Source organism: Pseudomonas sp. QE6, assembly GCF_041379005.1.
In the GTDB taxonomy this organism is placed as follows: domain Bacteria; phylum Pseudomonadota; class Gammaproteobacteria; order Pseudomonadales; family Pseudomonadaceae; genus Pseudomonas.
In genome coordinates, this window is record NZ_CP166873.1 from 6,100,121 (window position 1) to 6,125,136 (window position 25,016).

Annotated in this window: 25 protein-coding genes; 8 read left to right on the forward strand and 17 right to left on the reverse strand. The window is 65.6% G+C overall.

Annotation, left to right across the window (positions count from 1 at the left end; all coding sequences use genetic code 11):
• The first annotated feature begins 22 nt into the window (after nt 1-22).
• The gene (locus ACAW63_RS27880) at nt 23-931 is read left to right on the forward strand and encodes a universal stress protein (RefSeq protein ID WP_371230737.1); all 909 of its coding nucleotides are present in this window, start codon (nt 23-25) and stop codon (nt 929-931) included.
• Between the two features lie 88 nt (nt 932-1,019).
• Nucleotides 1,020-2,471 carry a pyruvate kinase gene (gene pyk, locus ACAW63_RS27885; RefSeq protein WP_371230738.1) on the forward strand — a complete coding sequence of 484 codons (1,452 nt, stop codon included), beginning with the start codon at nt 1,020-1,022 and terminating at the stop codon, nt 2,469-2,471.
• A gap of 430 nt (nt 2,472-2,901) precedes the next feature.
• Here pyk and ACAW63_RS27890 read toward each other — a convergent pair whose 3' ends face one another.
• From ACAW63_RS27890 to ACAW63_RS27900, 3 genes are read right to left on the reverse strand one after another with little or no spacing between them, the layout of a single operon-like run.
• Nucleotides 2,902-3,675, reverse strand: coding sequence for an enoyl-CoA hydratase-related protein (locus ACAW63_RS27890; protein WP_371230740.1), 774 nt, complete (start codon nt 3,673-3,675; stop codon nt 2,902-2,904).
• A gap of 48 nt (nt 3,676-3,723) precedes the next feature.
• Nucleotides 3,724-4,662 (reverse strand): iron-sulfur-binding ferredoxin reductase, encoded by a 939-nt coding sequence (locus ACAW63_RS27895; RefSeq protein WP_371230742.1) that lies wholly within the window; start codon nt 4,660-4,662, stop codon nt 3,724-3,726.
• Nucleotides 4,655-5,773 (reverse strand): diguanylate cyclase domain-containing protein, encoded by a 1,119-nt coding sequence (locus ACAW63_RS27900; protein WP_371230743.1) that lies wholly within the window; start codon nt 5,771-5,773, stop codon nt 4,655-4,657. Before ACAW63_RS27900 ends, ACAW63_RS27895 begins: the two co-directional genes overlap by 8 nt.
• Nucleotides 5,774-6,035: 262 nt before the next feature.
• Between ACAW63_RS27900 and ACAW63_RS27905 the strand changes: the two genes are divergently transcribed.
• Nucleotides 6,036-7,559: a fumarate hydratase gene (locus ACAW63_RS27905; protein ID WP_371230745.1), complete on the forward strand. Its 1,524-nt coding sequence runs from the start codon at nt 6,036-6,038 to the stop codon at nt 7,557-7,559.
• Nucleotides 7,560-7,682: 123 nt separating this feature from the next.
• Entirely contained in the window at nt 7,683-9,572 is a 1,890-nt protein-coding gene (locus tag ACAW63_RS27910; RefSeq protein WP_371230747.1) for an acyltransferase family protein, read from the forward strand.
• A 435-nt stretch (nt 9,573-10,007) separates the two neighbouring features.
• On the opposite strand, the gene ACAW63_RS27915 is transcribed toward ACAW63_RS27910, so the two are convergent.
• The 5 genes from ACAW63_RS27915 to ACAW63_RS27935 all read right to left on the reverse strand — a co-directional run bounded on the left by ACAW63_RS27915 (nt 10,008) and on the right by ACAW63_RS27935 (nt 13,169).
• Nucleotides 10,008-10,310, reverse strand: a complete 303-nt coding sequence (locus ACAW63_RS27915; RefSeq protein ID WP_017519692.1) for a ribbon-helix-helix domain-containing protein — start codon at nt 10,308-10,310, stop codon at nt 10,008-10,010.
• 33 nt (nt 10,311-10,343) lie between these two features.
• Entirely contained in the window at nt 10,344-10,925 is a 582-nt protein-coding gene (locus tag ACAW63_RS27920) for a DJ-1/PfpI family protein (RefSeq protein WP_371230749.1), read from the reverse strand.
• Nucleotides 10,926-11,031: 106 nt separating this feature from the next.
• On the reverse strand, nt 11,032-11,610 hold the full coding sequence (locus ACAW63_RS27925) for a DUF2846 domain-containing protein (RefSeq protein WP_371230751.1): 579 nt from the start codon (nt 11,608-11,610) through the stop codon (nt 11,032-11,034).
• Nucleotides 11,611-11,688: 78 nt separating this feature from the next.
• The gene (locus ACAW63_RS27930) at nt 11,689-12,576 is read right to left on the reverse strand and encodes a carbon-nitrogen hydrolase family protein (protein WP_371230753.1); all 888 of its coding nucleotides are present in this window, start codon (nt 12,574-12,576) and stop codon (nt 11,689-11,691) included.
• The gene (locus ACAW63_RS27935) at nt 12,576-13,169 is read right to left on the reverse strand and encodes a GNAT family acetyltransferase (RefSeq protein ID WP_371230755.1); all 594 of its coding nucleotides are present in this window, start codon (nt 13,167-13,169) and stop codon (nt 12,576-12,578) included. Before ACAW63_RS27935 ends, ACAW63_RS27930 begins: the two co-directional genes overlap by 1 nt.
• 109 nt (nt 13,170-13,278) lie before the next feature.
• Here ACAW63_RS27935 and ACAW63_RS27940 point away from each other — a divergent pair, with 109 nt between their 5' ends.
• Nucleotides 13,279-13,677 (forward strand): nuclear transport factor 2 family protein, encoded by a 399-nt coding sequence (locus tag ACAW63_RS27940; RefSeq protein ID WP_371230757.1) that lies wholly within the window; start codon nt 13,279-13,281, stop codon nt 13,675-13,677.
• A gap of 198 nt (nt 13,678-13,875) precedes the next feature.
• Here ACAW63_RS27940 and ACAW63_RS27945 read toward each other — a convergent pair whose 3' ends face one another.
• The 4 genes from ACAW63_RS27945 to ACAW63_RS27960 all read right to left on the reverse strand — a co-directional run bounded on the left by ACAW63_RS27945 (nt 13,876) and on the right by ACAW63_RS27960 (nt 17,947).
• A complete protein-coding gene (locus tag ACAW63_RS27945; RefSeq protein ID WP_371230759.1) occupies nt 13,876-15,156 on the reverse strand; it encodes an acyltransferase family protein in 1,281 nt (426 codons plus the stop codon).
• 44 nt (nt 15,157-15,200) lie between these two features.
• Nucleotides 15,201-16,358 carry a phosphatidylserine/phosphatidylglycerophosphate/cardiolipin synthase family protein gene (locus tag ACAW63_RS27950; protein WP_371230761.1) on the reverse strand — a complete coding sequence of 386 codons (1,158 nt, stop codon included), beginning with the start codon at nt 16,356-16,358 and terminating at the stop codon, nt 15,201-15,203.
• On the reverse strand, nt 16,355-16,930 hold the full coding sequence (locus ACAW63_RS27955) for a YceI family protein (protein WP_371230763.1): 576 nt from the start codon (nt 16,928-16,930) through the stop codon (nt 16,355-16,357). The genes ACAW63_RS27950 and ACAW63_RS27955 overlap by 4 nt, the downstream gene beginning before the upstream one ends.
• Nucleotides 16,931-17,041: 111 nt before the next feature.
• On the reverse strand, nt 17,042-17,947 hold the full coding sequence (locus ACAW63_RS27960) for a LysR family transcriptional regulator (RefSeq protein WP_371230765.1): 906 nt from the start codon (nt 17,945-17,947) through the stop codon (nt 17,042-17,044).
• A gap of 107 nt (nt 17,948-18,054) precedes the next feature.
• Between ACAW63_RS27960 and ACAW63_RS27965 the strand changes: the two genes are divergently transcribed.
• The 3 genes from ACAW63_RS27965 to ACAW63_RS27975 all read left to right on the forward strand — a co-directional run bounded on the left by ACAW63_RS27965 (nt 18,055) and on the right by ACAW63_RS27975 (nt 20,900).
• Complete coding sequence (locus ACAW63_RS27965; protein ID WP_371230766.1) at nt 18,055-19,554, forward strand: MFS transporter; 1,500 nt, start codon at nt 18,055-18,057, stop codon at nt 19,552-19,554.
• Between the two features lie 757 nt (nt 19,555-20,311).
• A complete protein-coding gene (locus ACAW63_RS27970) occupies nt 20,312-20,614 on the forward strand; it encodes a type II toxin-antitoxin system RelE/ParE family toxin (RefSeq protein WP_371230768.1) in 303 nt (100 codons plus the stop codon).
• Nucleotides 20,607-20,900 carry an addiction module antidote protein gene (locus tag ACAW63_RS27975; protein ID WP_371230770.1) on the forward strand — a complete coding sequence of 98 codons (294 nt, stop codon included), beginning with the start codon at nt 20,607-20,609 and terminating at the stop codon, nt 20,898-20,900. Before ACAW63_RS27970 ends, ACAW63_RS27975 begins: the two co-directional genes overlap by 8 nt.
• Nucleotides 20,901-20,945: 45 nt before the next feature.
• Here ACAW63_RS27975 and ACAW63_RS27980 read toward each other — a convergent pair whose 3' ends face one another.
• The 5 genes from ACAW63_RS27980 to ACAW63_RS28000 all read right to left on the reverse strand — a co-directional run bounded on the left by ACAW63_RS27980 (nt 20,946) and on the right by ACAW63_RS28000 (nt 24,960).
• Entirely contained in the window at nt 20,946-21,545 is a 600-nt protein-coding gene (locus ACAW63_RS27980) for a YceI family protein (protein WP_371230771.1), read from the reverse strand.
• Nucleotides 21,546-21,589: 44 nt separating this feature from the next.
• Entirely contained in the window at nt 21,590-21,925 is a 336-nt protein-coding gene (locus ACAW63_RS27985) for an amidase (RefSeq protein WP_371230773.1), read from the reverse strand.
• Nucleotides 21,922-23,052 carry a serine hydrolase domain-containing protein gene (locus ACAW63_RS27990; RefSeq protein WP_371230775.1) on the reverse strand — a complete coding sequence of 377 codons (1,131 nt, stop codon included), beginning with the start codon at nt 23,050-23,052 and terminating at the stop codon, nt 21,922-21,924. The genes ACAW63_RS27985 and ACAW63_RS27990 overlap by 4 nt, the downstream gene beginning before the upstream one ends.
• Nucleotides 23,053-23,166: 114 nt before the next feature.
• Nucleotides 23,167-23,952: an MBL fold metallo-hydrolase gene (locus tag ACAW63_RS27995; protein ID WP_371230776.1), complete on the reverse strand. Its 786-nt coding sequence runs from the start codon at nt 23,950-23,952 to the stop codon at nt 23,167-23,169.
• A 111-nt stretch (nt 23,953-24,063) separates the two neighbouring features.
• Complete coding sequence (locus ACAW63_RS28000) at nt 24,064-24,960, reverse strand: acyl-CoA dehydrogenase (protein ID WP_371230778.1); 897 nt, start codon at nt 24,958-24,960, stop codon at nt 24,064-24,066.
• Between the last annotated feature and the right edge of the window lie 56 nt (nt 24,961-25,016).

A 25,016-nucleotide genomic window follows, 5' to 3' on the forward strand; every position in this document is an offset into this window, starting at 1 on the left:
CAGCCCGCGCGAGGAAGCCGACATGAAACTCCAGCACCTGCTCGTCGTCATCGACCCCACCCGCGAAGACCAGCCCGCGCTCACCCGCGCCCAATGGATCGCCGAACGCAGCGGCGCACACCTGGAACTGCTGGCCTGCGAGTTCAATCCCGCCCTGGACAACAACCTGCTGCTGGACCAGAACGACCTCGAACGGGGCCGGCAGAGTCTGCTAGAGCAGCGCCTGACCTGGCTGGAACAGCTCGCCGCGCCGCTGCGCCAGGCCGGCATCGAGGTGAAGTGCCAGGCGCGCTGGGGCAAACCGCTGCACCGCCAGGTCGTCCTGCACTGCGAGCAGAGCCAGCCCGACCTGGTGCTCAAGTCCGCGCACCACCACAGCCTGCTCAAGCGCCTGGTGCTGACCAACCACGACTGGCAACTGATCCGCCATTGCCCGCAGCCGCTGTGGCTGGTGCAACACGGCCAATGGCGCGGCGAACGCCTGTGCGCGGCGCTCGACCCGCTGCACGCCAGCGACAAGCCGGCCGAGCTGGATCACCGCCTGATCGGCGTGGCCCGCGAGTTCGAACAACGCCTGAAACTGCAGGCGCATTACCTGCACGCCTACGTGGCAGTGCCACAGACCCTGGCATTCAACGCCGAACTGCTGGCCAACTACGACGACTATGTGAAACGCACCGCAACCCACCACCGCGAAGCCTTCGACGCCCTGCTGGCGCAATACCCGGCCATCGAGCGCACGCGTACCGAACTGAGCCAGGGCTTTGCCGAAGAGGTGATTCCCACCTACGTGCGCGACAAGGGCATCGACCTGCTGCTGATGGGCGCGGTCGCCCGCGGGCAGTTCGACAACGCGCTGATCGGCCAGACCGCCGAACGGGTGCTCGAAGAGGTGGAATGCGACCTGCTGGTGATCAGACCTGTCACCTGAAAGAGAGTAAGATGGCGCCCTGGCTGCCTTCGGAACCTTTCCAGGCTCTCCGGGCGGCCTGACCGCTGCTTTCCCCTAGGAGTCCCGCATGTCCCTTCGCCGCACCAAGATCGTCGCCACCCTCGGCCCAGCCAGCAACTCCCCCGAAGTCCTGGAACAGCTGATCCTCGCCGGGATCGACGTCGCCCGCCTGAACTTCTCCCACGGTACTCCCGATGAACACCGCGCCCGCGCCAAGCTGGTCCGCGACCTGGCCGCCAAGCACGGCCGCTTCGTCGCGCTGCTGGGCGACCTGCAGGGCCCGAAGATCCGCATCGCCAAGTTCGCCAACAAGCGCATCGAACTGGCCGTCGGCGACACCTTCCGCTTCTCCACCAGCCACCCGCGTGACGCCGGCACCCAGGAAGTCGTGGGCATCGACTACCCGGACCTGGTGAAGGACTGCGGCGTCGGCGACGAACTGCTGCTGGACGACGGCCGCGTGGTCATGGCGGTCAAGGAAGTGAAGGCGGACGAACTGGTCTGCGAAGTGCTGATCGGCGGCCCGCTGTCCGACCACAAGGGCATCAACCGCCGTGGCGGCGGCCTCACCGCGCCGGCCCTGACCGACAAGGACAAGGCCGATATCAAGCTCGCCGCGAGCATGGACCTGGACTACGTCGCCGTGTCCTTCCCGCGTGACGCCAAGGACATGGAATACGCCCGCAGCTTGCTCACCGAAGCCGGCGGCACCGCCTGGCTGGTGGCCAAGATCGAGCGCGCCGAAGCCGTGGCCGACGACGAGGCGCTCGACGGCCTGATCCGCGCCAGCGACGCGGTGATGGTGGCCCGTGGCGACCTCGGTGTGGAAATCGGCGACGCCGAGCTGGTGGGCATCCAGAAGAAGATCATTCTGCACGCGCGCCGCTACAACAAGGCCGTGATCACCGCGACCCAGATGATGGAGTCGATGATCCACAACCCGATGCCGACCCGCGCGGAAGTTTCCGACGTGGCCAACGCCGTGCTCGACTACACCGACGCCGTGATGCTCTCCGCCGAGAGCGCCGCCGGCGAATACCCGGTGGAAGCGGTCCAGGCCATGGCGCGCATCTGCGCCGGCGCCGAGAAGCACCCGACCACCAAGAAGTCCAGCCACCGCCTGGGCCAGACCTTCGAGCGCTGCGACGAGAGCATCGCCCTGGCGGCCATGTACACCGCCAACCACTTCCCGGGCATCAAGGCGATCATCTGCCTGACCGAAAGCGGCTACACCCCGCTGATCATGTCGCGCATCCGCTCCTCGGTGCCGATCTTCGCCTACTCCCCGCACCGCGAAACCCAGGCCCGCGTGGCGCTGTTCCGCGGCGTGGAAACCATCCCCTTCGACCCAGCCGCGCTGCCGCCGGAGCGAGTCAGCCAGGAAGCCGTCGACGCGCTGCTGCAGCGCGGCGTGGTGACCAAGGGCGACTGGGTGATCCTGACCAAGGGCGACAGCTACACCACCCAGGGCGGCACCAACACCATGAAGGTGCTGCACGTGGGTGATCTGCTGGTCTGATCCTGCACCGGCAACAAAAAAGGCCGCCCTTATGGGCGGCCTTTTTCATTCCGGGTTGCTCAAAGGGCAACCAATGGCTTGGAAGCCAGGCGCCGTGCGGGCTTGGCGCCTTGACCCCAAGGTTATCCACAACACCTTCCACATCTTGTGTGGGCAACCTGCCGGGCGTCGCTCAAATACCGCTCAATCCCCTGCAGACCACGACTGCCGCGGGTTCGCCAAGTTGCCCCAAAGCTTATCCACAGCACGCTCCACAGATTGTGTGGGCAACCGGGTGCATCCGTAGGGCGCACAACCGTTCGCGGTTGTACGCCGATACACCGTCCTCGTCGTTGGCGCCACGGCCAAGCACGGAGCGCATGGAGACCAAGGCCGGGCGGCGTACAACGCGGAGCGTCATACGCCCTGCATGCCGAACCTGTGGGAGCCGTTACAGGAACTTGGAGAAATCCGGCTGGCGACGCTGGGTGAAGGCGCTCAGCGCTTCCTGGGCTTCCGGCGAGTGCAGGCGCTCGACGAAGAGTTGCCCTTCCTCTGCCACCACCTGGCGCAGCTGCTCGATATAGGGCGCCTTGAGCAGGCGCTTGCTCAGCGCCACCGCCGCCGGCGGCAGTTGCTGCAGCGACTGGCAGACCTCACGGGCACGCTCGATGGCGGCGGCGCCGTCGGCCAGCGCCTCGTTGGCGATGCCGTAGGCCACCGCCTGCTCACCGCTGAAGCCTTCGCCACGCATCAGCAGGCTGGCCGCCTTCACAGGGCCGACCAGGCGCGGCACCAGGAAGCTGGAGCCGAACTCCGGGCACAGGCCGAGGTTGACGAAGGGCATCTTGAACTTGCTGCCCTGGGCGACGAAGACCTGGTCGCAGTGCAGCAGCAGGGTGGTGCCGATCCCCACGGCGGGGCCGGCCACCGCCGCGACCACCGGCTTGGTGAAGTCCATCAGCGCACGCATGAAGCGGAATACCGGGCTGTCCGGGCCGCTGGGCGGCTGCTGGAGGAAGTCGACGATGTCATTGCCACTGGTGAAGCACTCGGCGCCGCCGGTGATCAGCACCACGCGCACGGTGCGGTCCGCCTCCGCCGCCTCCAGGGCCTCGGCCAGGGCGGAGTACATGGTGCGGGTCAGCGCGTTCATCTTGTCCGGACGGTTCAGGCGCAGGGTCAGCAGGCCCTGTTCGCGTTCGACGAGAATCTGTTCGCTCATGGCAAATCCTTCTTATTGGACTTCTACTTATTGGGGCCGCGCGCCGCTTCAGGCGTGCGGAAGGAATAGGTCGGCCAGCGTCTGGCCGCGCGGCACGCCACAGAGGTAGAGGCGGCGGGCGAAGGCATCGACGCTGTCGGGGTGGCCGCAGAGTAAGGCGATGCTCCGCCGCGAAACAAGCCGGAGTTGCGCCAAAACTTCGGCCGACTCGGCCGCGGTCATCAGCGTCACCTCCAGCTCCGGGTGCGCGGCGGCAAGCGCGCGCAGCGCTTCGGCGAGGTAGTGGCCGGCGTGGTCATGGGCCTGGTGAATGACCCGGATGGGACCTGCGTGATGCTGGCGCAACGCCTCGCGCAGCACACCCCAGAGCGGCGCCAGACCGGTGCCGGAGGCCATCAGCAGCAACGGCCGCTCGTGCCATTCGGGGTCATAGTGCAGGGCGCCGCCGCGCAGCTCGCCCAGGCGTACGCTGTCGCCCGCCCTCAACTGGCGCGCGAAGTCGCTGAAGGCGCCGGGCAGACGGCAATCGATATGGAACTCCAGCCAGGGGTCGATACCCGGCACGCTGGCCAGCGAGTAGGGCCGCGCCACGCCCTCGGCGCTCCAGAGGATCAAGTGCTGCCCGGCGCGATAGCGCAGCGGGCGTTGCGGCGTCAGGCGAAGGCGCAGTACGTCCGGCGCCGGCCAGTCCAGCTCGGCGACGCTGGCGGGCAGGCCGTCGCGCTGCGGATCGAAGACTTCCACGGCGAGGTCTTCGATGACCTGGCACTGGCAGGACAACCGCCAGCCCTCGTCGCGTCGTGCGGCTTCCAGCGCATCGGGCAATGCATCGCGGACTTCTCCGCGCGTGCAGCGCACCTGGCAGGCGTGGCAGCTGCCGGCGCGGCAACTGTAAGGCACGGCGACGCCGGCCCCGCGCAGGGCATCGAGCAGGTTGACTCCGGGGGTTACCGAAAAGCGTTGCGATCCGGCCTGTATCTCAGGCACGCGTCCACTCCCATGCGGCATCGCAGCGGTTACGTCCGCTACGTTTCGCACGGTAGAGCGCCTGGTCGGCCCGTTGCAAGGCTTCGTCGAGATCGTCGGTGGGCTCCAGCAGGGTCATCCCCGCCGACAGGCTCAGCACTTCGATGTTCACCCCTACCGGCTGCGCGTCGGCGTAGGCCATGCGCAGGCGTTCGCAGCAGGTGGCCAGCCGGTCGGCGTCGGCATTGGGCAGCAGCAGGACGAACTCCTCGCCGCCGTAGCGCGCCAGGATGTCGCCCTCGCGCAGGCAGGCCCGCGCCACTGCGGCGAAGGTCTGCAGCACGCGGTCGCCGGCGGCGTGGCCATGGAGGTCGTTGATGCGCTTGAAGTGATCCAGGTCGATCAGCGCCAGGCCGTGGCGCTGATGCAGTTGCATCTCGTCCCGTGCGCGACCGGCCAGACGCAGGAAGTGGCGGCGGTTGAACAGGCCGGTCAGCTCATCGGTAGCCACCAGGTCCTCCAGCTGACGCATCATCCCGCGCAGCGTGTCCTGGTGGGCCTGCAGCGCGTAGCGGCGCTGGCGCATGCGCTGGCGCAGCGCCTGGACATAGCCTGCGAACAGGCTGAGCCAGACCAGGACGATGAACAGCACCAGCAGTTGCAGGATCGCCTGGGCGGGCAATTCGAGGCGCTGCTGGAAGGCCTCCCACAGGTTCAGGCCGGCGAAGGCGATGAACGCCAGCGCCGCGCAACGGGCGAACACCCTGGGCTGTAGCTGGAATACGCCGAACAGCAGGATCAGCACGTAGAACACCATCAGGGTGCCGCGCGCGCTGTCGACGTTGGCCAGGAACAGGGTGTGCCAGAGGAGCGCGACCAGCACCTGCGGCTCGGTCATGCTCGGGTCGGAGAAGCGTTGGTTGCGCCCGGTGAGGAACAACCAGAAGAAGACCAGTTGGCTGGCCACTACCAGAAGCGTGCAACCCAGCGCGAAGGCGACGGAGCCGCGGAAGAAGTCACCAAACACCGCCATCCATAGCAATAGCTGCGCCAGCGCGTAAGTGCCGACGGCCATGCCGAATCGCCTGATGAGTAGTTTTTGTAAGGCGCGCTGTTTCAGCAGTGTGCTCATGGGGCTCCATCCCGTAATGGCACCTGGCCTCCACTCTACTATCAAAGCGCCCGGCCGCCTAGCCGATCGGAATGTGGGCGCCCATGTGGCTTTTAAAATAAAAGTGGCGGCCACCTGGGACCAAGGTCGGATCACTGGCGGGTGCGCGGCAAGCAGCCGCAGCGGTATACTACGGCGCCTTTTTTCGCCGGAACCGTGCCGGCGAACTCCCGACGTAACAGGCCTCGCGCCTGTAATACCCGCCTGAAGAGGACCGTGCTCCATGGCCGTGATCAAGCAAGACGACCTGATCCAGAGCGTCGCCGATGCCCTGCAGTTCATCTCCTACTACCACCCGGTTGATTTCATCCAGGCCATGCATGAGGCCTACCTGCGTGAAGAATCGCCGGCCGCCCGGGACTCGATGGCGCAGATCCTGATCAACTCGCGCATGTGCGCCACCGGCCATCGCCCGATCTGCCAGGACACCGGCATCGTCACCGTGTTCGTCCGCGTCGGCATGGACGTACGTTGGGACGGCGCCACCATGAGCGTCGACGACATGATCAACGAAGGCGTGCGTCGCGCCTACAACCTGCCGGAGAACGTCCTGCGCGCCTCCATCCTGGCCGACCCGGCCGGCGCGCGTAAGAACACCAAGGACAACACCCCGGCGGTGATCCACTACTCCATCGTCCCCGGCAACACCGTGGAAGTGGACGTCGCGGCCAAGGGCGGCGGCTCCGAGAACAAGTCGAAGATGGCCATGCTCAACCCGTCCGACTCCATCGTCGACTGGGTGCTGAAGACCGTTCCGACCATGGGGGCCGGCTGGTGCCCGCCAGGCATGCTCGGCATCGGCATCGGCGGTACCGCCGAGAAGGCCGCGGTAATGGCGAAGGAAGTCCTGATGGACCCGATCGACATCCACGAACTGAAGGCCCGCGGCCCGCAGAACCGCATCGAGGAGCTGCGCCTGGAGCTGTTCGAGAAGGTCAACCAGCTGGGCATCGGCGCCCAGGGCCTGGGCGGCCTGACCACCGTGCTCGACGTGAAGATCATGGACTACCCGACCCACGCAGCGTCCCTGCCGGTCTGCATGATCCCCAACTGCGCAGCCACCCGTCACGCCCACTTCGTGCTCGATGGCTCCGGCCCGGCTTCGCTGGAAGCGCCGCCGCTGGACGCCTACCCGGAAATCGTCTGGGAAGCCGGCCCGTCCGCGCGCCGCGTCGACCTGGACAAGATCACCCCGGAAGAAGTGCAGAGCTGGAAGCCGGGCGAAACCCTGCTGCTCAACGGCAAGATGCTCACCGGCCGCGATGCTGCGCACAAGCGCATGGTCGACATGCTGAACAAGGGCGAAGAGCTGCCGGTGGACCTCAAAGGCCGCTTCATCTACTACGTCGGCCCGGTCGATCCGGTCGGTGACGAAGTGGTTGGCCCGGCTGGCCCGACCACCGCGACCCGCATGGACAAGTTCACCCGCCAGATCCTGGAAAGCACCGGCCTGCTGGGCATGATCGGCAAGTCCGAGCGCGGCCCCATCGCCATCGAGGCAATCAAGGACAACAAGGCCGTCTACCTGATGGCCGTGGGCGGCGCCGCCTACCTGGTCGCCCAGGCGATCAAGAAGTCCAAGGTCCTGGCCTTCGCCGAACTGGGGATGGAAGCGATCTACGAGTTCGACGTGAAGGACATGCCGGTGACCGTCGCGGTCGACACCAATGGCGAGTCGGTGCACATCACCGGCCCGGCCATCTGGCAGAAGAAGATCGCCGAAAACCTGGCGGTGGAAGTGAAGTAAGTCACTGACACAAGAAGAAATGCCCGGCACAAAGCCGGGCATTTCGTTTGCCGAGCGGATCCACATCCCCAACGAAACCAAATATACATTGGGCACCCGCTGCCCGAGGAAGATCCACCCAGCATGAAAACCTATGTCGGCCCCTCTGCGCGCCAGGATGCCACCTTTGAGAGCGCATCGAGATCGCCGCTTGCCGATATCTCGATGCGAAATGATATCCAGGGGGTACGTGCCATAGCCGTGCTGGCGGTAATTATCTTCCATGCGAACAAGGCTTGGCTCCCAGGTGGATTCGTAGGCGTCGACATCTTCCTAGTTATTTCCGGTTTCCTTATTACTTCAATCATCCTGCGCCAAAGGGAACTGGGGCACTTCAGCCTCAAGGATTTCTATCTGGGCCGGCTCAAGCGCATTGTTCCGGCCTATATGGTGTTGCTCGTGGCAGTCGCGGCCGTCATGTCAGTACTCCTGACCCCGGCCGATTTCAATTTCTTCAAGCAGAGCCTCAACGCGGCGCTGTACTTCAATAGCAATCATTATTTCGCCGGATTTGGAGACTATTTCGCCCCCAGAGCCCATGAACTTCCCCTGCTGCATACTTGGTCACTGGCCGTGGAGATGCAGTTTTACCTGATACTACCGCTGTTACTGGCCCTGATACCGGTGCGCCTGCACAAGTGGTTACTGCCTGCCTTGGTGGTGCTAGTGACCACCTATGTGGGCTATCGCCTTGCCGAGCCCGGCATCCGTCAGGCGACCTACTTTTCTCTGCTGGCCCGTGCTCCCGAGTTTCTTGTCGGCTCAAGCTTGGCGGTGCTTAAGCCAAGCCTCATCATTCCCCGTCGCTTGGCCAGCTTCCTGGCCTGGATCGGGCTGGCGCTCGTGATAAGCAGTCTGGTCTGGATCGACGAATCTCGCACCTTCCCGGGCTGGATCGCACTTTTGCCCTGCCTGGGCGCGTCGTTGATGATCGCCTCGCAACACGGCCTGGTCAGCCGGCTCCTGTCCACCAGACCTATGGTATGGATCGGTGGCCTATCCTATTCGCTCTATCTCTGGCACTGGCCGGTCCTCGCAGGCATTCGCTACTACACCGGCAGGTACGAGCTGGAGCCTGCCGAACTTCTGGCGTTCACCCTGCTCACCTTCGGCCCGTCCTACCTGTCCTATCGCTGGATCGAGCGACCGTTCCGTTCGACTCACGACCCGCGAGCAACACTGATACGTGTCCTCACATTGGGCATGGTGGCAACTCCGCTGATCGCCACCTCCAGCACGATCAATCGCGCCGTCGTTGCGCCTCTTCCCGACGAACAAACTCGCTATGCCGTGAATGCGAAAATCTGCCACGGCAAGATAGTCGGCGACTGCATCCACGGGGACCGGACCGGCACTGAAACGCTGTTGGTTCTAGGAGACAGCCATGCCGCACAATTGAATCTGTTCTTCGATCAGGTAGGAATGACCAACCATTCTTCCGCCCGAATCATCACCGGAAGCAGTTGCGTGACTATCCCAGGATTTGACGTCGAGCGCTTGCCCGAATGGGCTCGCCCCCAGTGCGCGGCACAGATCGCAGCCGCGGCCCCCTTCATCCGCGATGCACACAAGATCGTAATCGCGGCCATGTGGCAGTATCAGGTCCAGAGCCCAGCCTTCCTGAAGTCCTTCGAGCAGTTCCTCGAAGGCACAGATGCCAAGGGGCAGAAGGTACTAGTGATGGCCCAGCTACCAATGTTCGACTCAGACATGCTGCGCATGAACCGTTTCGAGCAACTACACCTGCCCATCAACCGCAAGCTCAACAGTCAATGGCAGGCGGCCAACCGTACCATCGCGCACATCGTCACCCGGCATCCTTCCGCACGGTTCCTCGATCTCTCCGGAGAGCCTCTGTTCGCAACCGCCCCCTTCGTCGACAATACCCTGATCTACCACGACAACCATCACCTGAATGAAATCGGCGCACGTCGCTACGGTGAAATTGCGGCCGGCTACTTTCGGGACTTCTAACTCCGCTCAGCCAGAAACAGCCGGAACGCAAGAGCCTCAGTTCGCAACCGCACTTGCCCAAACTGCACTGGCTGGTCGTGCCGGGCTCACTTCGGCCAGATAGAGGTTACAGAGCAGATACAGGCTGGTGATCGGTACTTTCGACAATCATGCGGTATACCGCAGTCTGGCGGTACATAGAGCCCCCGCACGGTATATGTTCACATCCAGCGCCAGGAAGAAAGACTCCAACCGGCCAGATGGAAATCTGGTTTTCCAGCACGTGCCTAGGCGTCAATGCGCACGCAGTTGCCGTTGGCCTTAGCATCGGGGTGCAACTATGGGGAGGGCCAGTTCGGTACCTCAACCATGAGCGGCCGCCTACCGGGTAAAGCTACCGTCGCTTCTTTCACCGGCAAGATGAACTATCTGCTACCAGGAGCGTCTGTCCAACGCTCACGCGCTGCGCGGCACCCGGTTCAGTTCCACGACATTGTCACGGCGCTGGGCTAGAAAACGGGTACAGCTCACCCGCAGGAAGGAAGCGAAATTCACCACCTCCCCGCGATAGTCCATCACCTCGTCATAGAGCTTGGCGATCAGCTGGTTGGTGGTCATGCCGTCCACCTCGGCGATCTCCCGCAGGATGTCCCAGAACTGGTTCTCCAGGCGCAGGGTGGTGACCACGCCACGGATGCGCAGCGAGCGGGAGCGCGACTCATAGAGAATCGGGTCGGCCTTTACGTAGAGTTCGCACATGGACGGCTTCTCCAGCTTCGATGACGGACCAGTTTACAGGCTGATCCTGGTACCCAGCACTTCGAGGAACTTCGCCAGCCACGCGGGATGCGCCGGCCACGCGGGCGCGGTGACCAGATTGCCATCGACATGGGCGGCATCCACCGGGATGTCCACGTACTCGCCACCGGCCAGCTTCACTTCCGGGCCACAGGCCGGGTAAGCGCTGCACGCGCGCCCCTTGAGCACACCCGCGGCGGCCAGCAACTGGGCGCCATGGCAGACGGCGGCGATGGGCTTCTTCGCGGCGTCGAAGGCTTTCACCAGTTCGATCACCCTGGCGTTCAGGCGCAGGTATTCCGGGGCGCGGCCGCCAGGGATCAGCAGCGCGTCGTAATCCTCGGCGCGCACCTCGGCGAAGGTGGCGTTCAACGCGAAGTTGTGGCCCGGCTTCTCGCTGTAGGTCTGGTCGCCTTCGAAATCGTGGATGGCCGTGCGGATGCTCTGGCCGGCCTTCTTGTCCGGGCAGACGGCATGGACGTTATGCCCGACCATCAGCAGCGCCTGGAACGGCACCATGGTTTCGTAGTCTTCGGCGTAGTCGCCGACCAGCATCAGGATCTTCTTCGCGGCCATCGTGGGCATCCTCCCGGCAGGGCCCGGCCGTGGTGACCGGGCATGCGGGAGAGCTTAGTCAGTCGCGCAATCGGCGGGTAATAGGCCGCTACTACAGCGCATCACCTCAGAGGCCGATGCGCTCGAAAAAGCCCGGCTCCTCGACGGTCTTGCCGCTGGCGGCGATGCTCACCGGCGCCTGCACCTGACGCGTGGCGGGTATCTCCCGCGAGCCCAGCTCATTGCCTACCAGGTTCAACGGGCCGGCGCCCTCCCCGGCGTTGTGCTGAAACTTGGGCGGCGTGTGGGTCTCGTCGTAGCGCAGGTAGTAGACCTGGCCAGCCTTCGCCTCCAGGGCGAAGCCGGAGATCAGGGTGAAGTCCAGGGTGCCGCCCGCGAAGCAGGTCCAGAAGCTGCCCAACAGCGGGCGCCGCATCTGCAACTGGTAGCTGCCCGGCGCAAAGCTCATGGCGAAATAGCCGTTGCTCGGCAGGCTGCCGATCAGTTCGTTGTCGAGGAACAGCCCCGGCGCTTCCAGTTCCTCGTCGGACCACTGGTTCTGCGGGCGGTAGATGTACACCGTCGCATGCTGCGGATCGCTCGGCTGCGCACTGAACATCGGGCCATCGAGTGCGCCGAAGAACGCGCCGGGCGAACTGCAGCCGGCCAGCAGCAATAGGAAGGCGCACAGGGCCAGTCGGAGCATGGAAAGTCCCTCTTATGGTTATGCCCGGAGCATAACCACGGCACCGCGCCTTGCCACCCGTCGAAAGTCCGGGTCTTCTCAGCCGAGGACTTTCAAACGCCCCGGCGTGAACTGCTCCGGCCAGTCGCGGCGGGTGAAAACCTGCCCTTCGCGGCGCACGCGGCGGACCTCGTCCAGATCCAGGTCGTGCAGCAGCCAGCGGCTGGTTGCCGGCATCAGTTCTTCGCTCAGTGCCAGCACGCCGTCGGCGGGCATGCCGTAGTCCGGCGGCACGTAGAGCCCCGCGCGGCCGACGTTTTCGTCCAGCGCCGGCGACCAGGGCGCAAGCCCCACGGTCGGCGAGTGCAGCACGGCGATCTGGCTCTCCAGCGCACGGGCCTGGGCGCCAATGCGCACGCGGTGATAGCCGGCCTCGGTGTCCGTGCAACTGGGCGCGAGAATCAGGTCGACCTCCTGCTCGGCGAGGGTACGCGCCAGCAGTGGAAACTCGTTGTCGTAGCAGATGAGGATGCCCAGCCGACCGAACTCGGTTTCGAACACGCGCAGGCCTGCGCCGCCGACGATGTTCCACTGCTCGCGCTCGAAGCGCGTCATCAGCAGCTTGTCCTGGGTGCCGAGCAGGCCCTGCGGGCCGAATAGCCAGGCACGATTGCGGTACAGGCCGTCATCGTCCAGCACCGGCGCGGAGCCGGGCACCAGGTAGAGATTCAGCCGCCAGGCGATGGATTCGCACAGCGCCAACCATTTCGGCAACCACGATTGCAGGCCGGCGATGGAGCCGTGCAGGTCGCTGCGCTGTGCCTCGGGCAACAGTCCGCTCAACACCAGGCCGGCATATTCGGGCAGCACCAGCAGACGCGCGCCCTGCTCCGCCGCCTCGGCACACAGGCCCTCAAGGTGCTGCGCGTAAGCCTCCCAGTGTTCGTGCAACTCGATGGCGTACTGGCAGGCGGCAACACGGATCATCAGGTCAGCTCCTTGAGCCAGAAGGACATGGGCTTGGCGCTCTCCCGCGGCTCGCCGACATCGCGCCAGTGGTACTCGGTGTGCAATTCCGGACGGGGGCTGAAGCCCCGGCGCCGCCAGAATTCATCCAGCGTCCGGTAGCCGGCGGGGCGCGCCGGGTGGTCCTGCGGCCGCTGCACCGCGCAGAAGGCGCACCAGTCGAAGCGCTGCAGCCCGCGTGCATAGCGCTCGCGTTCCTCGAAGAAGCGCAGGCCCAGGCCGGTATTGCGGTACGCCGGTAACAGCACCGACTCGCCGAAGTAGAAGATGTGTTCGGGGTTCCAGCCCTGTTCGAGGAAGGGCCGCTGGAACTCTTCGGTCTCATCCGCAAGCGGCAGGCCGGTGGAGGCGCCGACGACCTGGTTCCCGTCGAGTACCAGCACGCACAGGCTCCAGGGCGAACGCACGTAGGTATCGAGGTAGTTCGCCTCGTACTCCGGGGTGCCGTCGTAGAGATAGGGATATTCGCGGAACACGGTGATCCGCAGGCGCGCCAGGTCATCGATGAAGGGGCGGATGGCGCTGCCGCTGAGCAGGCGGATGTCCGTGGGCATGGTCGTTTTCGTCCGCTGGATGCCGCAAACGGCAAAGTGATGGCCGACGGGTCAACCTATCATGGCCAGCAAGCCCACCTTAAGCCCTACCCGCGACAGGAGCATACCCATGCACGCCAAGGCCCTGATCAGTGCCTACTACGCCGCCTTCAACGCCGGCGACATGCCCGCCTTCCTCGGCCTGCTGCACGACGAGGTGGTGCACGACATCAACCAGGGCGAGCGCCAGCATGGCAAGGAGGCCTTCGCGCGCTTCATGGAGCACATGAACCGCTGCTACCGCGAACGCCTGGCGGACATCGTGGTGATGGCCAGCGAGGACGGCACGCGCGGCGCGGCGGAGTTCGTCGTGCATGGCGAATACCTGAGCACCGACGAGGGCCTGCCGCCGGCCAGCGGGCAGACCTACGTGCTGCCGGCCGGCGCCTTCTTCGAGATCCGCGACGGCAAGATCGCGCGGGTGAGCAACTACTACAACCTCAATGACTGGCAGGCTCAGGTGGGCTGAGGGCGCCTCCATCAGCGGGCGGTGCTCTTCGTAGGAACGGACTTCGTCCGCGATCGGTTGGCAATGTCGGCCCCCCACCGGGTTCGCGAGCAAGCTCGCCCCCACGAAGAGCGCATCGGCACATACCTGTAGGAGCGAGCTTGCTCGCGAACCGCCCAACGCAAGACATCAACGGTTACGCCCGGCGTCGCCCACACATCAACTCTCCGTCACCACCCGCGCCCGTGACGACGATGCCGGCAACAGATGCCGCACCAGCCACTTGCGCACCGGCACCACGCAGCGCTCCTGCACCAGCACGCAGCTGGTCACCATGAACAGCAGGAACAGCGGGTACAGCCACAACGACAGCGGCTGGCGGGTCGCCTCGTCGACGCAGAAGGCCCAGTCGGCCAGGCAATTCCCCGGCGCGCGGATCAGCTTCTCGATCCGCGAGAACAGGGTGAACAACGGCACATGCAGGGCGAACAGCGACAGCGACGCCGCTCCCAGGCGCGGCGACCAGCGCCGGACCAGGCTGCTGCGCGGATCGCGCGGCAATGCGCTGAGGTACACCAGCATCAGCTGCGCCGGCAGCAGCAGGCCGTTGTGCAGCAGGAAGTACCAGAACTTTGCGCCGTGGGTGTAGAGGTAGTCCGCCACCAGGAAATTCACCAGCACGAACGCCCCCATGGATAGCGCCAGCCCGCGCCCCGGCGTGTGGCCGGCGTCCTTGTACTGGCGGAACAGTCCGTAGGCGAGGATGCCGCCGAGGAACTCCGGCAGGCGCAGCAGCGGATTGCGGTGCAGCAGGCCGGTCCAGGGCATGCCGTATTCCTGGCTGGTCACCACCAGCAGCGGCGGCACCAGGTACAGCAGCCAGAGGATGATCAGTAGCCGCCACTTGTGCCGCACCCGCGCCAGCCGCGGTGCGACATAGGGGAAGCAGAGGTAGAAGAAGAACAGCGTCGAGAGCGACCAGAGCGGCGCGTTGAAGGTCAGGTAGTACGGATTCCACGCCTGCATCATGGTGAGCTGCAGGATGCTGTTGAACAGCAGCTCGCGGTCGCTCATCCAGTGATGGAACAACTGCGGCTGCAGGCGCCCGATGACCTCGTTGGTGTCATAGATGACGAAGCGCGGCGTAGCCTGGTCCAGGTCCGGGCCTATGCCCAGGCCGCTGACCACCAGCAGCACAGCGATGGTCAGCAGGATCGAAAAGATGTGCAGCGGATAGAGGTTGGACAGCCGCTTGGTGAAGAAGCTGCGCGGGCTCTCCCGCAGTTGCCCATCGCTGACATAGACGTGGCAGAGCAGAAAGCCCGACAGCACGAAGAAGGTGCTGGTGGCAAAGAAGCCCAGACTGGTCAGGTCATCGAGACCTGGGAACTTCTGCTCCGCCGGGTAGCTGTGCAGGGTGTGATAGACCACCACATAGAGGCCCAGCAGGAAGCGCAGCCACTCCAGGCCGATGAAGCGTTCCTTCTGACTCGTACTCAACGCCGCTCTCCTCTTCGAAAAATCGGTTCGGGCGTTCCACCGGATCAGCGCCGGCGGTCGAGAAAAGTCACCACCAGCCGGTCCAGGGAACCCCATAGTCGTTCGCGCAGGCGCTTCCACCAGGGCCGGGCATGCCAGCTGCCGAGGTCTATCTCGCGGCTCTGCTCGAAGTCAGCACGCAAACAATCGGCGACCACCGCAGTGAACTGCGGATCGAACGCTTCTACATTGGCCTCCAGATTGAAGCGAAGGTTCCAATGATCGAAGTTGCAGGAGCCGACACTGGCCCAATCGTCGACCAGTACCATCTTCAGATGAAGAAAACGTGGCTGGTACTCGTATATCCGTACACCGGCGCGCAATAAACGTGGGTAATAGCGCTGGCCGGCATAGCGCACCGGCGCATGGTCGGTGAGCCGCCCGGTGAGCAGCAGGCGCACATCGACTCCGCGCTGGGCCGCCTTGCGCAGCGCGCGGCGGACCTTCCAGGTCGGCAGGAAGTACGGCGTCGCCAGCCACACCTGCTGGCGCGCCCCACGCAACGAGCGCACCAGCGCCTGGAGGATGTCGCGGTGCTGGCTGGCGTCCGCGTAAGCGACCCGCGCCATGCCATCCCCTTCGCTGGGTCGAGGCGGCAGCCGGGTCAGCAGGACTTCCTCGCGGGGCTTCCACGCCCGCACGCCAAAAGTGGCGTGCCACTGGCGCTCGAACAGGCGCTGCCAGTCGGCGACGACGGCGCCGGTCATCTCCACCATCACCTCGTGCCAGTCGCTGCGGTTGTCCCGCGCCGACCAGAACTCGTCGGTGGCACCGGTCCCTCCGACATAGGCGATGCGCTCGTCCACCAGCAGCAGCTTGCGATGGTCGCGGTAAAGATTGCGCAGCCCGGCCTTCCAGTTCAGCGGGTTGTAGTGGCGCAGCTCGCCGCCAGCCTCCACCAGCTGCCGCGTCCAGGCGTTGGAAAGCTTCAGGCTGCCGAAGGCGTCGAACAGGCAGCGCACCCGCACACCTCGCGCGCGGGCGGCCAGCAAGTGATCCAGCAGCGCCTCGGCGCAGCTGCCGCTCTCCACCAGGTAGAGCTCCAGTTCGACCTGCCGCTCGGCGCCGTCGATGGCCTCGAACATGCGCGGAAAGAAGCGCTCTCCGTCGCAGAGCAGGGCGAAGCGATTGCCGCTTCGCCAGGGGAAGATCGGTCCGCTCACCGCGAAGCGAAGATCAGCACGGCGCCCACCGGCACCGACAGGCCGATGCTTTTCAACCCGGCCAGTTTGCGCAGCTGGGCCACGCCCGGCGCCAGGCCGAAGTCAGCGGCATTGACCACCAGCGGCGAGAGGGTCACCACCTGGAAGCGGTGCTCGTCCAGGCGGGTGATCAGTACGTCGGTGCGGTAGTCCCTGGATTGCCCGCGCAGCTCCAGGCGCAGCGGCAGGCGCATCTCCATCTGCACACCGCTGGCCAGATCGGTGATCGGCCGCAGGTCCAGGCGGGCGGTGATCCGCGCATCCGGGTACTTCTCGGTCTCGAACAGCTGCTCGCGCACCCGCTCGTCGCGCAGCGGAATGCCGGTGCTCACCGAGTCCATCTCGATGCGCAGCTCGGCCTGCCCCTGCTCGTCGACCTTGCCGTGCATCACCAGGAAGCGGCTCACCTCGGCGATGTCGGTGTTCTTGCTGGTGACGAAGGTCAGCCGCGACGACTCATAGTCGAGGTACCAGGCGGCCTGGGCGGAAGCGGCGAAACAGGCCGCGAGGAGGAAGACGAACAGCGAGCGCATGAAATCCCTTACATGAAAACCGGACGGAACAACGGCCAACGATAGCGGCCCGCCGTCGGCTTGCAAACCAGCCGACCGGCGAGCCCTTGGGCAGGCGCCGGCGACAATGGTTCAGTCGGCCAGCAACGCGGGGATCCCGGCCACCAGCGCATCGATGGCGCAACGGATCTTCGACGGCATGTAGCGGGTCTTCGGCCACACCGCATGGATGTCCAGTGGCGGCAACCTGCAACGCCCCTTCACCACCACCAGCTCGCCGCGCTTCACGTGCCGCGCCAACAGCCAGGTCGGCAACCGTGCCAGGCCGAAGCCGGCCACGGCGGCGGCGGTGATGGCCTGCAGGTCGTCCATGCTCAGTTGCGGGTTCATCTCGATGCGTCTGGCATAGCCGTCGTCGTCGCGCATGTCCCAGGGCGAGGTGACACCCGCGACGGAATAGCTGATGGACGCGTGGCCGACAAGATCGTCGAGGTGGTCCGGCATGCCATGCTCGGCGATGTACGACGGCGCCGCGCCGATGCCGGTGTACTGCACGCCCAGCTTGCGCGCGGCCAGTGTGGCGCTGTCGCTCAGCGGGCCGATACGCACGGCCAGGTCGATGCCCTCTTCCACCAGATCGACGCGGCGGTCGGTGAAGGACAGATCGATCTTCAGTGACGGATATTGCCGCGCCAGCGCCAGCATCAGCGGCGCCACGCAGAGGTGGCCGAAGGAGATCGGCACGCTGACCCGCAAGCGCCCACGCGGCTCCACGCGCCCGCCTTCGAGCGCGACGTGCGCGGCGTCCAGTTCCGCCAGGGCGCGCACGCAGCTGTCGTAGAACACCTGGCCATCATCGGTGAGGTTCTGGCTGCGCGTGGTGCGTTGTAGCAACCGTACGCCCAGGCGCGCCTCCAGCCGGGCAATGGCCTTGCCCACCGCCGAGCGCGTGAGGTTCAGGCGCTCCGCCGCCAGAGCGAAGCTGCCGGCGTCCACCACCTGGACGAAGGTGGCGATGCCATCGAGTCGGTCATCCATCGGCCTGCCCATTTGAATCCTGACAAGCCCCAATAATGGGACGAAATGGAGCCAATGGGGAACCTTGTTCTTTTCCAGAATGGAGGCTCGGAAACGGAGCCTCGCCCATGACTGCTATCCACAACCCTCGCAATCTCATCGCCCTGGCGGCGGTGTGCCTGTCCTCGATGATGTTCGGCCTGGAGATTTCCAGCGTGCCGGCCAGCCTGCCGGCCCTGGAGCGCGTACTGCACGGCGACTTCCAGGACCTGCAATGGGTGATGAACGCCTACACCATCGCCGTCACCAGCGTGCTGATGGCCGCCGGCACCCTGGCCGACCGCTTCGGCCGCAAGCGCCTGTTCGTCATCAGCCTGGCGCTGTTCGGCCTCACCTCGCTGCTCTGCGGGCTGGCGACCAGCATGCCGGCCATGATCGCCGGGCGCTTCCTGCAGGGCGCCGCCGGCGGGGTCATGCTGATCTGCCAGGTGGCGGTGCTGACCAGCCAGTTCAGCGACCCGGCCGAGCGCGTCCGCGCCTTCGCCGCCTGGGGCGTGATCTTCGGCATCGGCCTGGGCTTCGGGCCGATCATCGGCAGCGCCATCGTCGCCCTGGCCAGTTGGCAATGGGTGTTCCTGGTGCACGGGCCGCTCGCCCTGCTCACCTTGGCGCTGGCGCAGTACGGCGCGGTGGAATCCCGCGACCCGGACGCCGAAAGGCTCGACCTGGGCGGCATGCTGACCCTGTCGCTCGCCGTGCTCGGCACCGTCTTCTACATCACCCAGGGCGCCGACATGGGCTTCAGCAGCCCGGCCGCACTGGCGATCCTGCTGATCAGCCTCGCCTGCCTGGCGGCCTTCATCGCCATCGAGCGCCGCGTGGCGCACCCGATGTTCGATTTCTCCGTGCTGCGCATCCGCGCCTTCTCCGGCGCCATGTTCGGCTCGGCGGGGATGAATGTGAGCTTCTGGCCGCTGATGATCTACCTGCCGGTCTACTACCACGGCGTGCTCGGCTACGACGACGTGAAGGCCGGCTGGTCGCTCCTGTCCTACACCCTGCCGACCCTGGTGGTGCCGCCGATCGCCGAGCGCCTGGCGCACCGCTTCCAGCCCGGCTGGGTGATTCCCGGAGGCATGTTCGTGATCGGCGCCGGCTTCTTGCTGATGCTCTGGGGCAGCGCCGTGGACCACGCCAGCTGGCTGACCATGCTGCCCGGCTGCGTGCTGGCCGGCGTCGGTCTGGGAATGACCAACACCACGGTGACCAACACCTCCACCGCCGCCGTACCCGCCGCCCGCGCCGGCATGGCCTCGGGCATCGACATGAGCGCGCGGATGATTTCCCTGGCGCTCAACATCGCGGTGATGGGGCTGCTCCTGCTCTGGGGCGTCGCCGCGGGGCTCCCCGACGTGGAAGGCGAAGCGCGCCTGCAGCGGGCCGCGGCCATCGCCAGCGGCCAGTTGGGCACTAACGCCCCCGTCGGCGCACGGGCGGCGCTCGTGCAGGGCTTCGGCTGGGTGCTCGGGTATGGCGGTATCAGCGCCTGGCTGTTCGCCGCGGGTAGTTTCCTGGTCTTCGGCGCGCATCGGCGGACGGGGCGTAGACTGGAAGTCGCCCGATCCTGAAACGCAGGAGAACCGCCATGAAGACCGCCCTGCTGTTCGCGCTGATCCTCGCCACCTCCGCCAGCTGCGGATTCGGCTTCCAGGTACAGCATCAGGCGCCGTCTCTTGCGGTCAGCGTACCGGCCTGATGGCACTTCCCGGTACGTCCGCTATCCGATCAGTGCCACGCGTTCGCGCGCGATGATTGAGCGCCCGCCTCTCCCGCGGGAACAGGAGAGGCGGGCGTATAACGTTCGGCGTTATACGCCGTTTGACCTTGGTTTCCAGCCGTGCGGACTTCAACCTGGAAGCCTGTCACTACGCACTTCGAGCTCAAGCTGCGCGAGAACTGACAATCAGGGGTATCGGCGTACAACCGCGAACGGTTGTACGCCCTACGGGAGCCCCATCAGACGCCGGATAATTCGATCAAAGCGCCGCCCCAGCAGCGCTCGCGTGGGCCATTTCCCAAGACATCGAAGGACACGACGGAAGCCGCATCTCAAACATGGATGCGGCCCAACGTCGAAAGATAACGTCGTCGCACCTTATCGATGATAAGCAGCCTATTTCCGGCTTAATCCCGCCTGATCGCCCCACGTTTACGTGACGGACATTCCTCGCCGTACCGATCATGAGCAGCGGGAGCAACCGCGTTATCCCGACCACAAGCCCGAACGCCGCGCGCCTCAGGGATCGCGGCGTTTTCCGTCGGAACCCGGCAGTAATCGAGACTCTCTGCCCGATCCATACTGTATTTTATAGACTACAATCATCCATGAAGAAGATTGAATCCAGCCGGTTCCGCGCCTGGCTGAAAGGGCTCAGCGATACCACCGGCAGGGCGCGCATCGTCGCCCGGATCAACCGGTTGATGGAGGGACTGCCCGGCGACCTCGCTCCAGTTGGCCAGGGTGTCAGCGAACTGCGGATTCACTACGGCCCTGGCTATCGGGTGTATTTCCACCAGCAGGGCGACACGCTGGTGATTCTGCTCTGCGGCGGCGACAAGGGCAGCCAGCGCCGCGACATTCAGGCTGCCCACCAGATTTTGCAGGCGTGGAAGGCACAACATGACTGACACATTTTCCGAATTCGATCCCGCTGAATACCTCACCAACCCCGAGGCCATTGCCGAATTCATGAGCGATGCGCTGGAAACCGGCGATACGTCGTACATCGCCAAGGCCATGGGCGTGGTGGCTCGCGCCAAGGGCATGAGCGAACTGGCCAGGGAAACCGGGCTCTCCCGCGAGCAGCTCTATCGCTCCTTCAGCGAGCACGGCAACCCGACTCTGAAGACGCTGCTGGCTGTCATGAAGGCGCTGGGTGTCGATATGACCGTGCGCCCTCACGTGAGTCATTGACCCTGTAATCTCCTACCGGCCACAGCCGCGTTCGCAGGCGCGCCATCACGGCGCCTGCTTGATCACCTGGCGGAACCCCAGCACCGCGAACACCGGCACCTCCGGGGCGATCGACGGGAGGTTGGCGACCTCCTTGAGCGGCACAAGCTTCTCTTCCAAGTCGAAGTCGATCAGCTTGAGCACCAGCGGCTCCAAGGTGGTCACCTCGATACGCTCTTCGCTGGGCCGACTGACCAGCACTTCGGCTTTCAGCCGGCGCTGCTGGCCGTGCAGGTCGAGGATGAAGTCGATGGTTTCCGGCCGCGACTGGCCCACCTGCAGGTCATCGTAGAGACTCAGGTCGAGCTGGCTGGTGATGGTCGCTTCCGGGTAGCGCTCGACCTCGAAGAAGGAGTTGCGCATGCGCTCATCGCGCAGCGCCAGGCCGCTGTCGATGGAGGCCAGCGACACGACGAGGCGCACCGCACCCTTGTCGTCGATCTGCCCGGAAAGCTGGTCGAAGCGCTGGACCTCCGCCATCTTGCCGCGCTTGACCGAGACGAAGCTGATCCGCGAGGTGTCGCCGTCCAGTTGCCACTCGGCCAGCGCCAGGGGGCTGGCCAGGATCAGCAGCGCCCCGATCAGCGCGCATTTCAGAGAAGACATCGTTCCTCCAGAGCGGGTCGTCCCCGCTCCGTGGAACGTGCCCGTCAGTGGTTCAATTCATCCGCCCGGGGCATCAGCTGGCATCCTTCGCGCGCGCCGAGCCAGGCGGCTGTCTGGGTACTGCCGAGGCCGCGGGCGGTCACCCGCTTGCGCGCTTCGTCGTCGAAGAACCCGCTGGTCGGCACGTACTGCTTCGTATAGGCCCGGCAATAGTCCGCCGAGTTCCCCATAACGTAACGGCAGGAGCAGTACTCCTTGGCGGTGTAGGCGCCGATGATGCCGGGGAAGGCGGCGAGGTGGACGCGGTTCTGCCAGGCCGTGGCGGCGAGCATGAGCACCAGCAGGACCAGCGCGGTGAGGACCGGATGACGACGGATCATGGCTGCACCTCCCCGTGGGCGAAGGCCGCCTGGGCGAGCTTGAGGAAGGCGTCATGCTGGTAGCTGCCGTCGCGGTCGTCGGCGTAGCGCACGATCACCAGTTTCTCCTCGGGGATCACGTAAAGCGCCTGGCCCCAGTGACCGAGGGCGGCGAAGGTGTCTTCCGGTGCGCTCGGCCAGGGCGCGGGAGCGCCGGCCACCGCGCGGTTCAGCCACCACTGGCCGCCGGGCACCGCTTCGCCGGGCTTTTCCGCCTGCGGCCTGTAGTGGGGGAACGGCGCGAGGACGAACTGCAGCCAGGACTGCGGCAACAGCTGGCGGTCCTTCCAGCGACCGCCGCGTTGCATCAGCAGGCCGATGCGGGCCATGTCGCGGGCGGTCATGTAGGCGTAAGAGGAACCCACGAAGGTGCCGCTGGCGTCGCGTTCCCACACTGCGGACTGGATACCCAGCGGCTGGAACAGTGCAGTCCAGGGGTAGTCCGCATAGGCCTGCGGGCCGACCATCTGCCTGAGGGTCGCCGAGAGCACATTGCTGTCGCCGCTGGAATAGCGGAAGCGCTGCCCCGGAATCGCATCGAGCGGGAAGTCCGCGGCGAATTTCGCCATGTCGTCGCGGCCACGGGTGTAGAGCATCGCCACCACCGAGGAGCGCACCGGGGCGTATTCGTAGTCCTCCTGCCAGGCCAGGCCCGAGGCCCAGTTGAGCAGGTGGCGCATGAGGATGTCGCGGTGCGCGGCGAACGGCGCGTAGTGGCTCGCCACCGGGTCGTCGAGCTGGAAACGGCCCTCGCCGAAGGCCACGCCGAGCACGCTGGCCATCACGCTCTTGCTCATCGACCAGGCCAGGTGTGGCGTCTGCGCGCGGGTCGGGCCGGCGTAGCGTTCGTAGATCAGTTGGCCGTCGCGGATCACCACCACGGCGTCGGTGCGCACGCCCTGGCGGGTTGCGTCGTCGCGGGTGGGAAAGGCGTAACTTTCGAAGGCCTGGACGGCGGCGCCGCTGGGCGTGGCGCCGTGGGGCCAGTCGGCCTCGGGCCAGGCTTCGGCACCGTGGGCATGGCCACTGAGCAGACAGGAGGCCAGGGCCAGCGCACGCAGCGTCGGCCGGAAGGGGATGAAGGGCATCGGAAGGCCTCTTGTTATCGGGTCGGCCCGAACCCTAGCACGGCGAAGATGACGGATTAAGCGCCGATCGCGCCGAGTTCAAGGACGATTGGCGCAATCGGTCAGAGCCTGTTCTCAGCGCGGTACCTGATAGTCCTCCGGCCCCAGCAGGTCCATGCCGCACTGCAGGTTTTCGATCCAGTAGAGGAAGGCGCTGATCATGGCCTTGCCGACGAAGGGCCGGCCGTGCTGCGGCACTATCATCTCGACGTCCATGCCGCGAACCATCGAGGCCCACAGGCGGGCGACCTTGTTGGAAGCCATGTAACGGCGGTGGAAGCCCTCCATGTGCGGCAGGTGAGCGGCGAAGTCCTGGACGGGGCTGGCGTCGTCCACCAGGGAGGCGCCCATGTCGCCGGAGAAGAGGATCTTGCTCACCGGGTCATAGACCTGGAAGTTGCCTACCGAATGCAGGAAGTGCGCGGGGATCATCTTCAGCTGGCAACGCCCCAGTTGCACAGACTCGCCACGGTCAGGCAGCGGGATGACCCGGTCAAAGGTGGAGATGCCGTGGCTGACCGCCAGGTAGTTGGCCGTCAGGTGCGGCAGGAAGCGTGCCCAGAGCTTGGAGCAGATGACCTTGGCGCGGGTGTGCAGCAGCCACTTGTCGAGCGCGGCAATGATGTCCGGGTCCTGGTGCGAGGCGAAGATGTAGTCCAGTTCCTGCAACGGAAACAGCTTGGACAGCTCCAGCGACAGCGGCGTGTAGGTGAGGTCGCCGCCCGGATCGAGCAACAGGCGCTTGTCATGGTCGACGATCAGGAACTGATTGGACTGCACCCCATCGCCACTCACCAGATCATCGAAACACAGGCACTGGTGTTTGCCGTCGTCGAACAGCACGATGGGTTCGCGTCGCATGGGGGATTTCCTGTCGAGAGTAGTGGGCGGAAAACAGTGGGTAGCCGTGCGGAAATTTCTGGGTATAACCTCAGAAACGGCCGCAAAGGCTAACCAGCCTGCCCCCGGTACTCACTGACCTGGATCAAGCCCCAACGCCGCCCGCGCCTTCTCCAGGCGCTTGGTCCGTGCCACGCCGGCGATCGCCAGGACGCCACGGTCGCGCTGCCAGACTGCCGCCAGCGCCGGGTCGGCAGTGGCGAACGCGGTATCCAGCGCCGCCGACAGCCCCTCGAACTGGCTGAACACCCCGGCCAGCAGCAGGTGGGTTTCCGCCTGGCCAGCGGGTTGCCGGCTCACCTCCGCGCAACCGGCCAGTACGCCGACCAGACGCAGCGCCAGCTCCGCCGGCCAGTGCAGCTCATTGGCCAGGCTATAGAGCCAGGCGCAGAGGGCCGCCAGCACATGGGTGTCTTCCAGGGTGCGGAAAGGTTTGCTGTAGCTTTCCCAGCCGTCGCCGGGCAGGCGCTCGCAGTGGGCGCCATCGAGCAGCAGGCGGGCATGGGGAATGTCCGGCAGCAGCGGCAGGGGCGGCAGCGGTTCAAGTGTCGCGCCGGGCGCGCCGGCCTGTACCACGGCCATCGCCAGGCGCGGGGCTTCGCCGTCGTCCTCATCGCGCGCCGCCACCAGCCACCAGGCCGCGCGGTCGGCGGCGGTGGCGAAGTCTTTCCGGCCGTGCAGCACCAGGCCGTCCAGACGGGTCTGCAGGTCCGCCGGGCGCACGCTCTTCTTCTCGGTCACGCACAGCGCGCCCAGGCTCAGCGGCGCCGCCGGCCACAGGGCGCGCAAGGCGGCCTGGTAACCGGCGAGAAAGGCCAGCCCCGGGGTGGCCGCCAGGCGTCCGCCGAGCACTGCCAGCTCGAAGCTGCCGACGGCGCCCGCGCGTTCGAGCAACTCGGCGTACCAGTCGTCCAGGGGAACTCCGGCGGGCAGTCGATCCTGCGGGCCGAGCAGGCATTTCCAGGGCATCGCGGCGCTCCTTCTCCAGGGCTTTCGTCGCTGTCATACAAGCATCACCACACCGT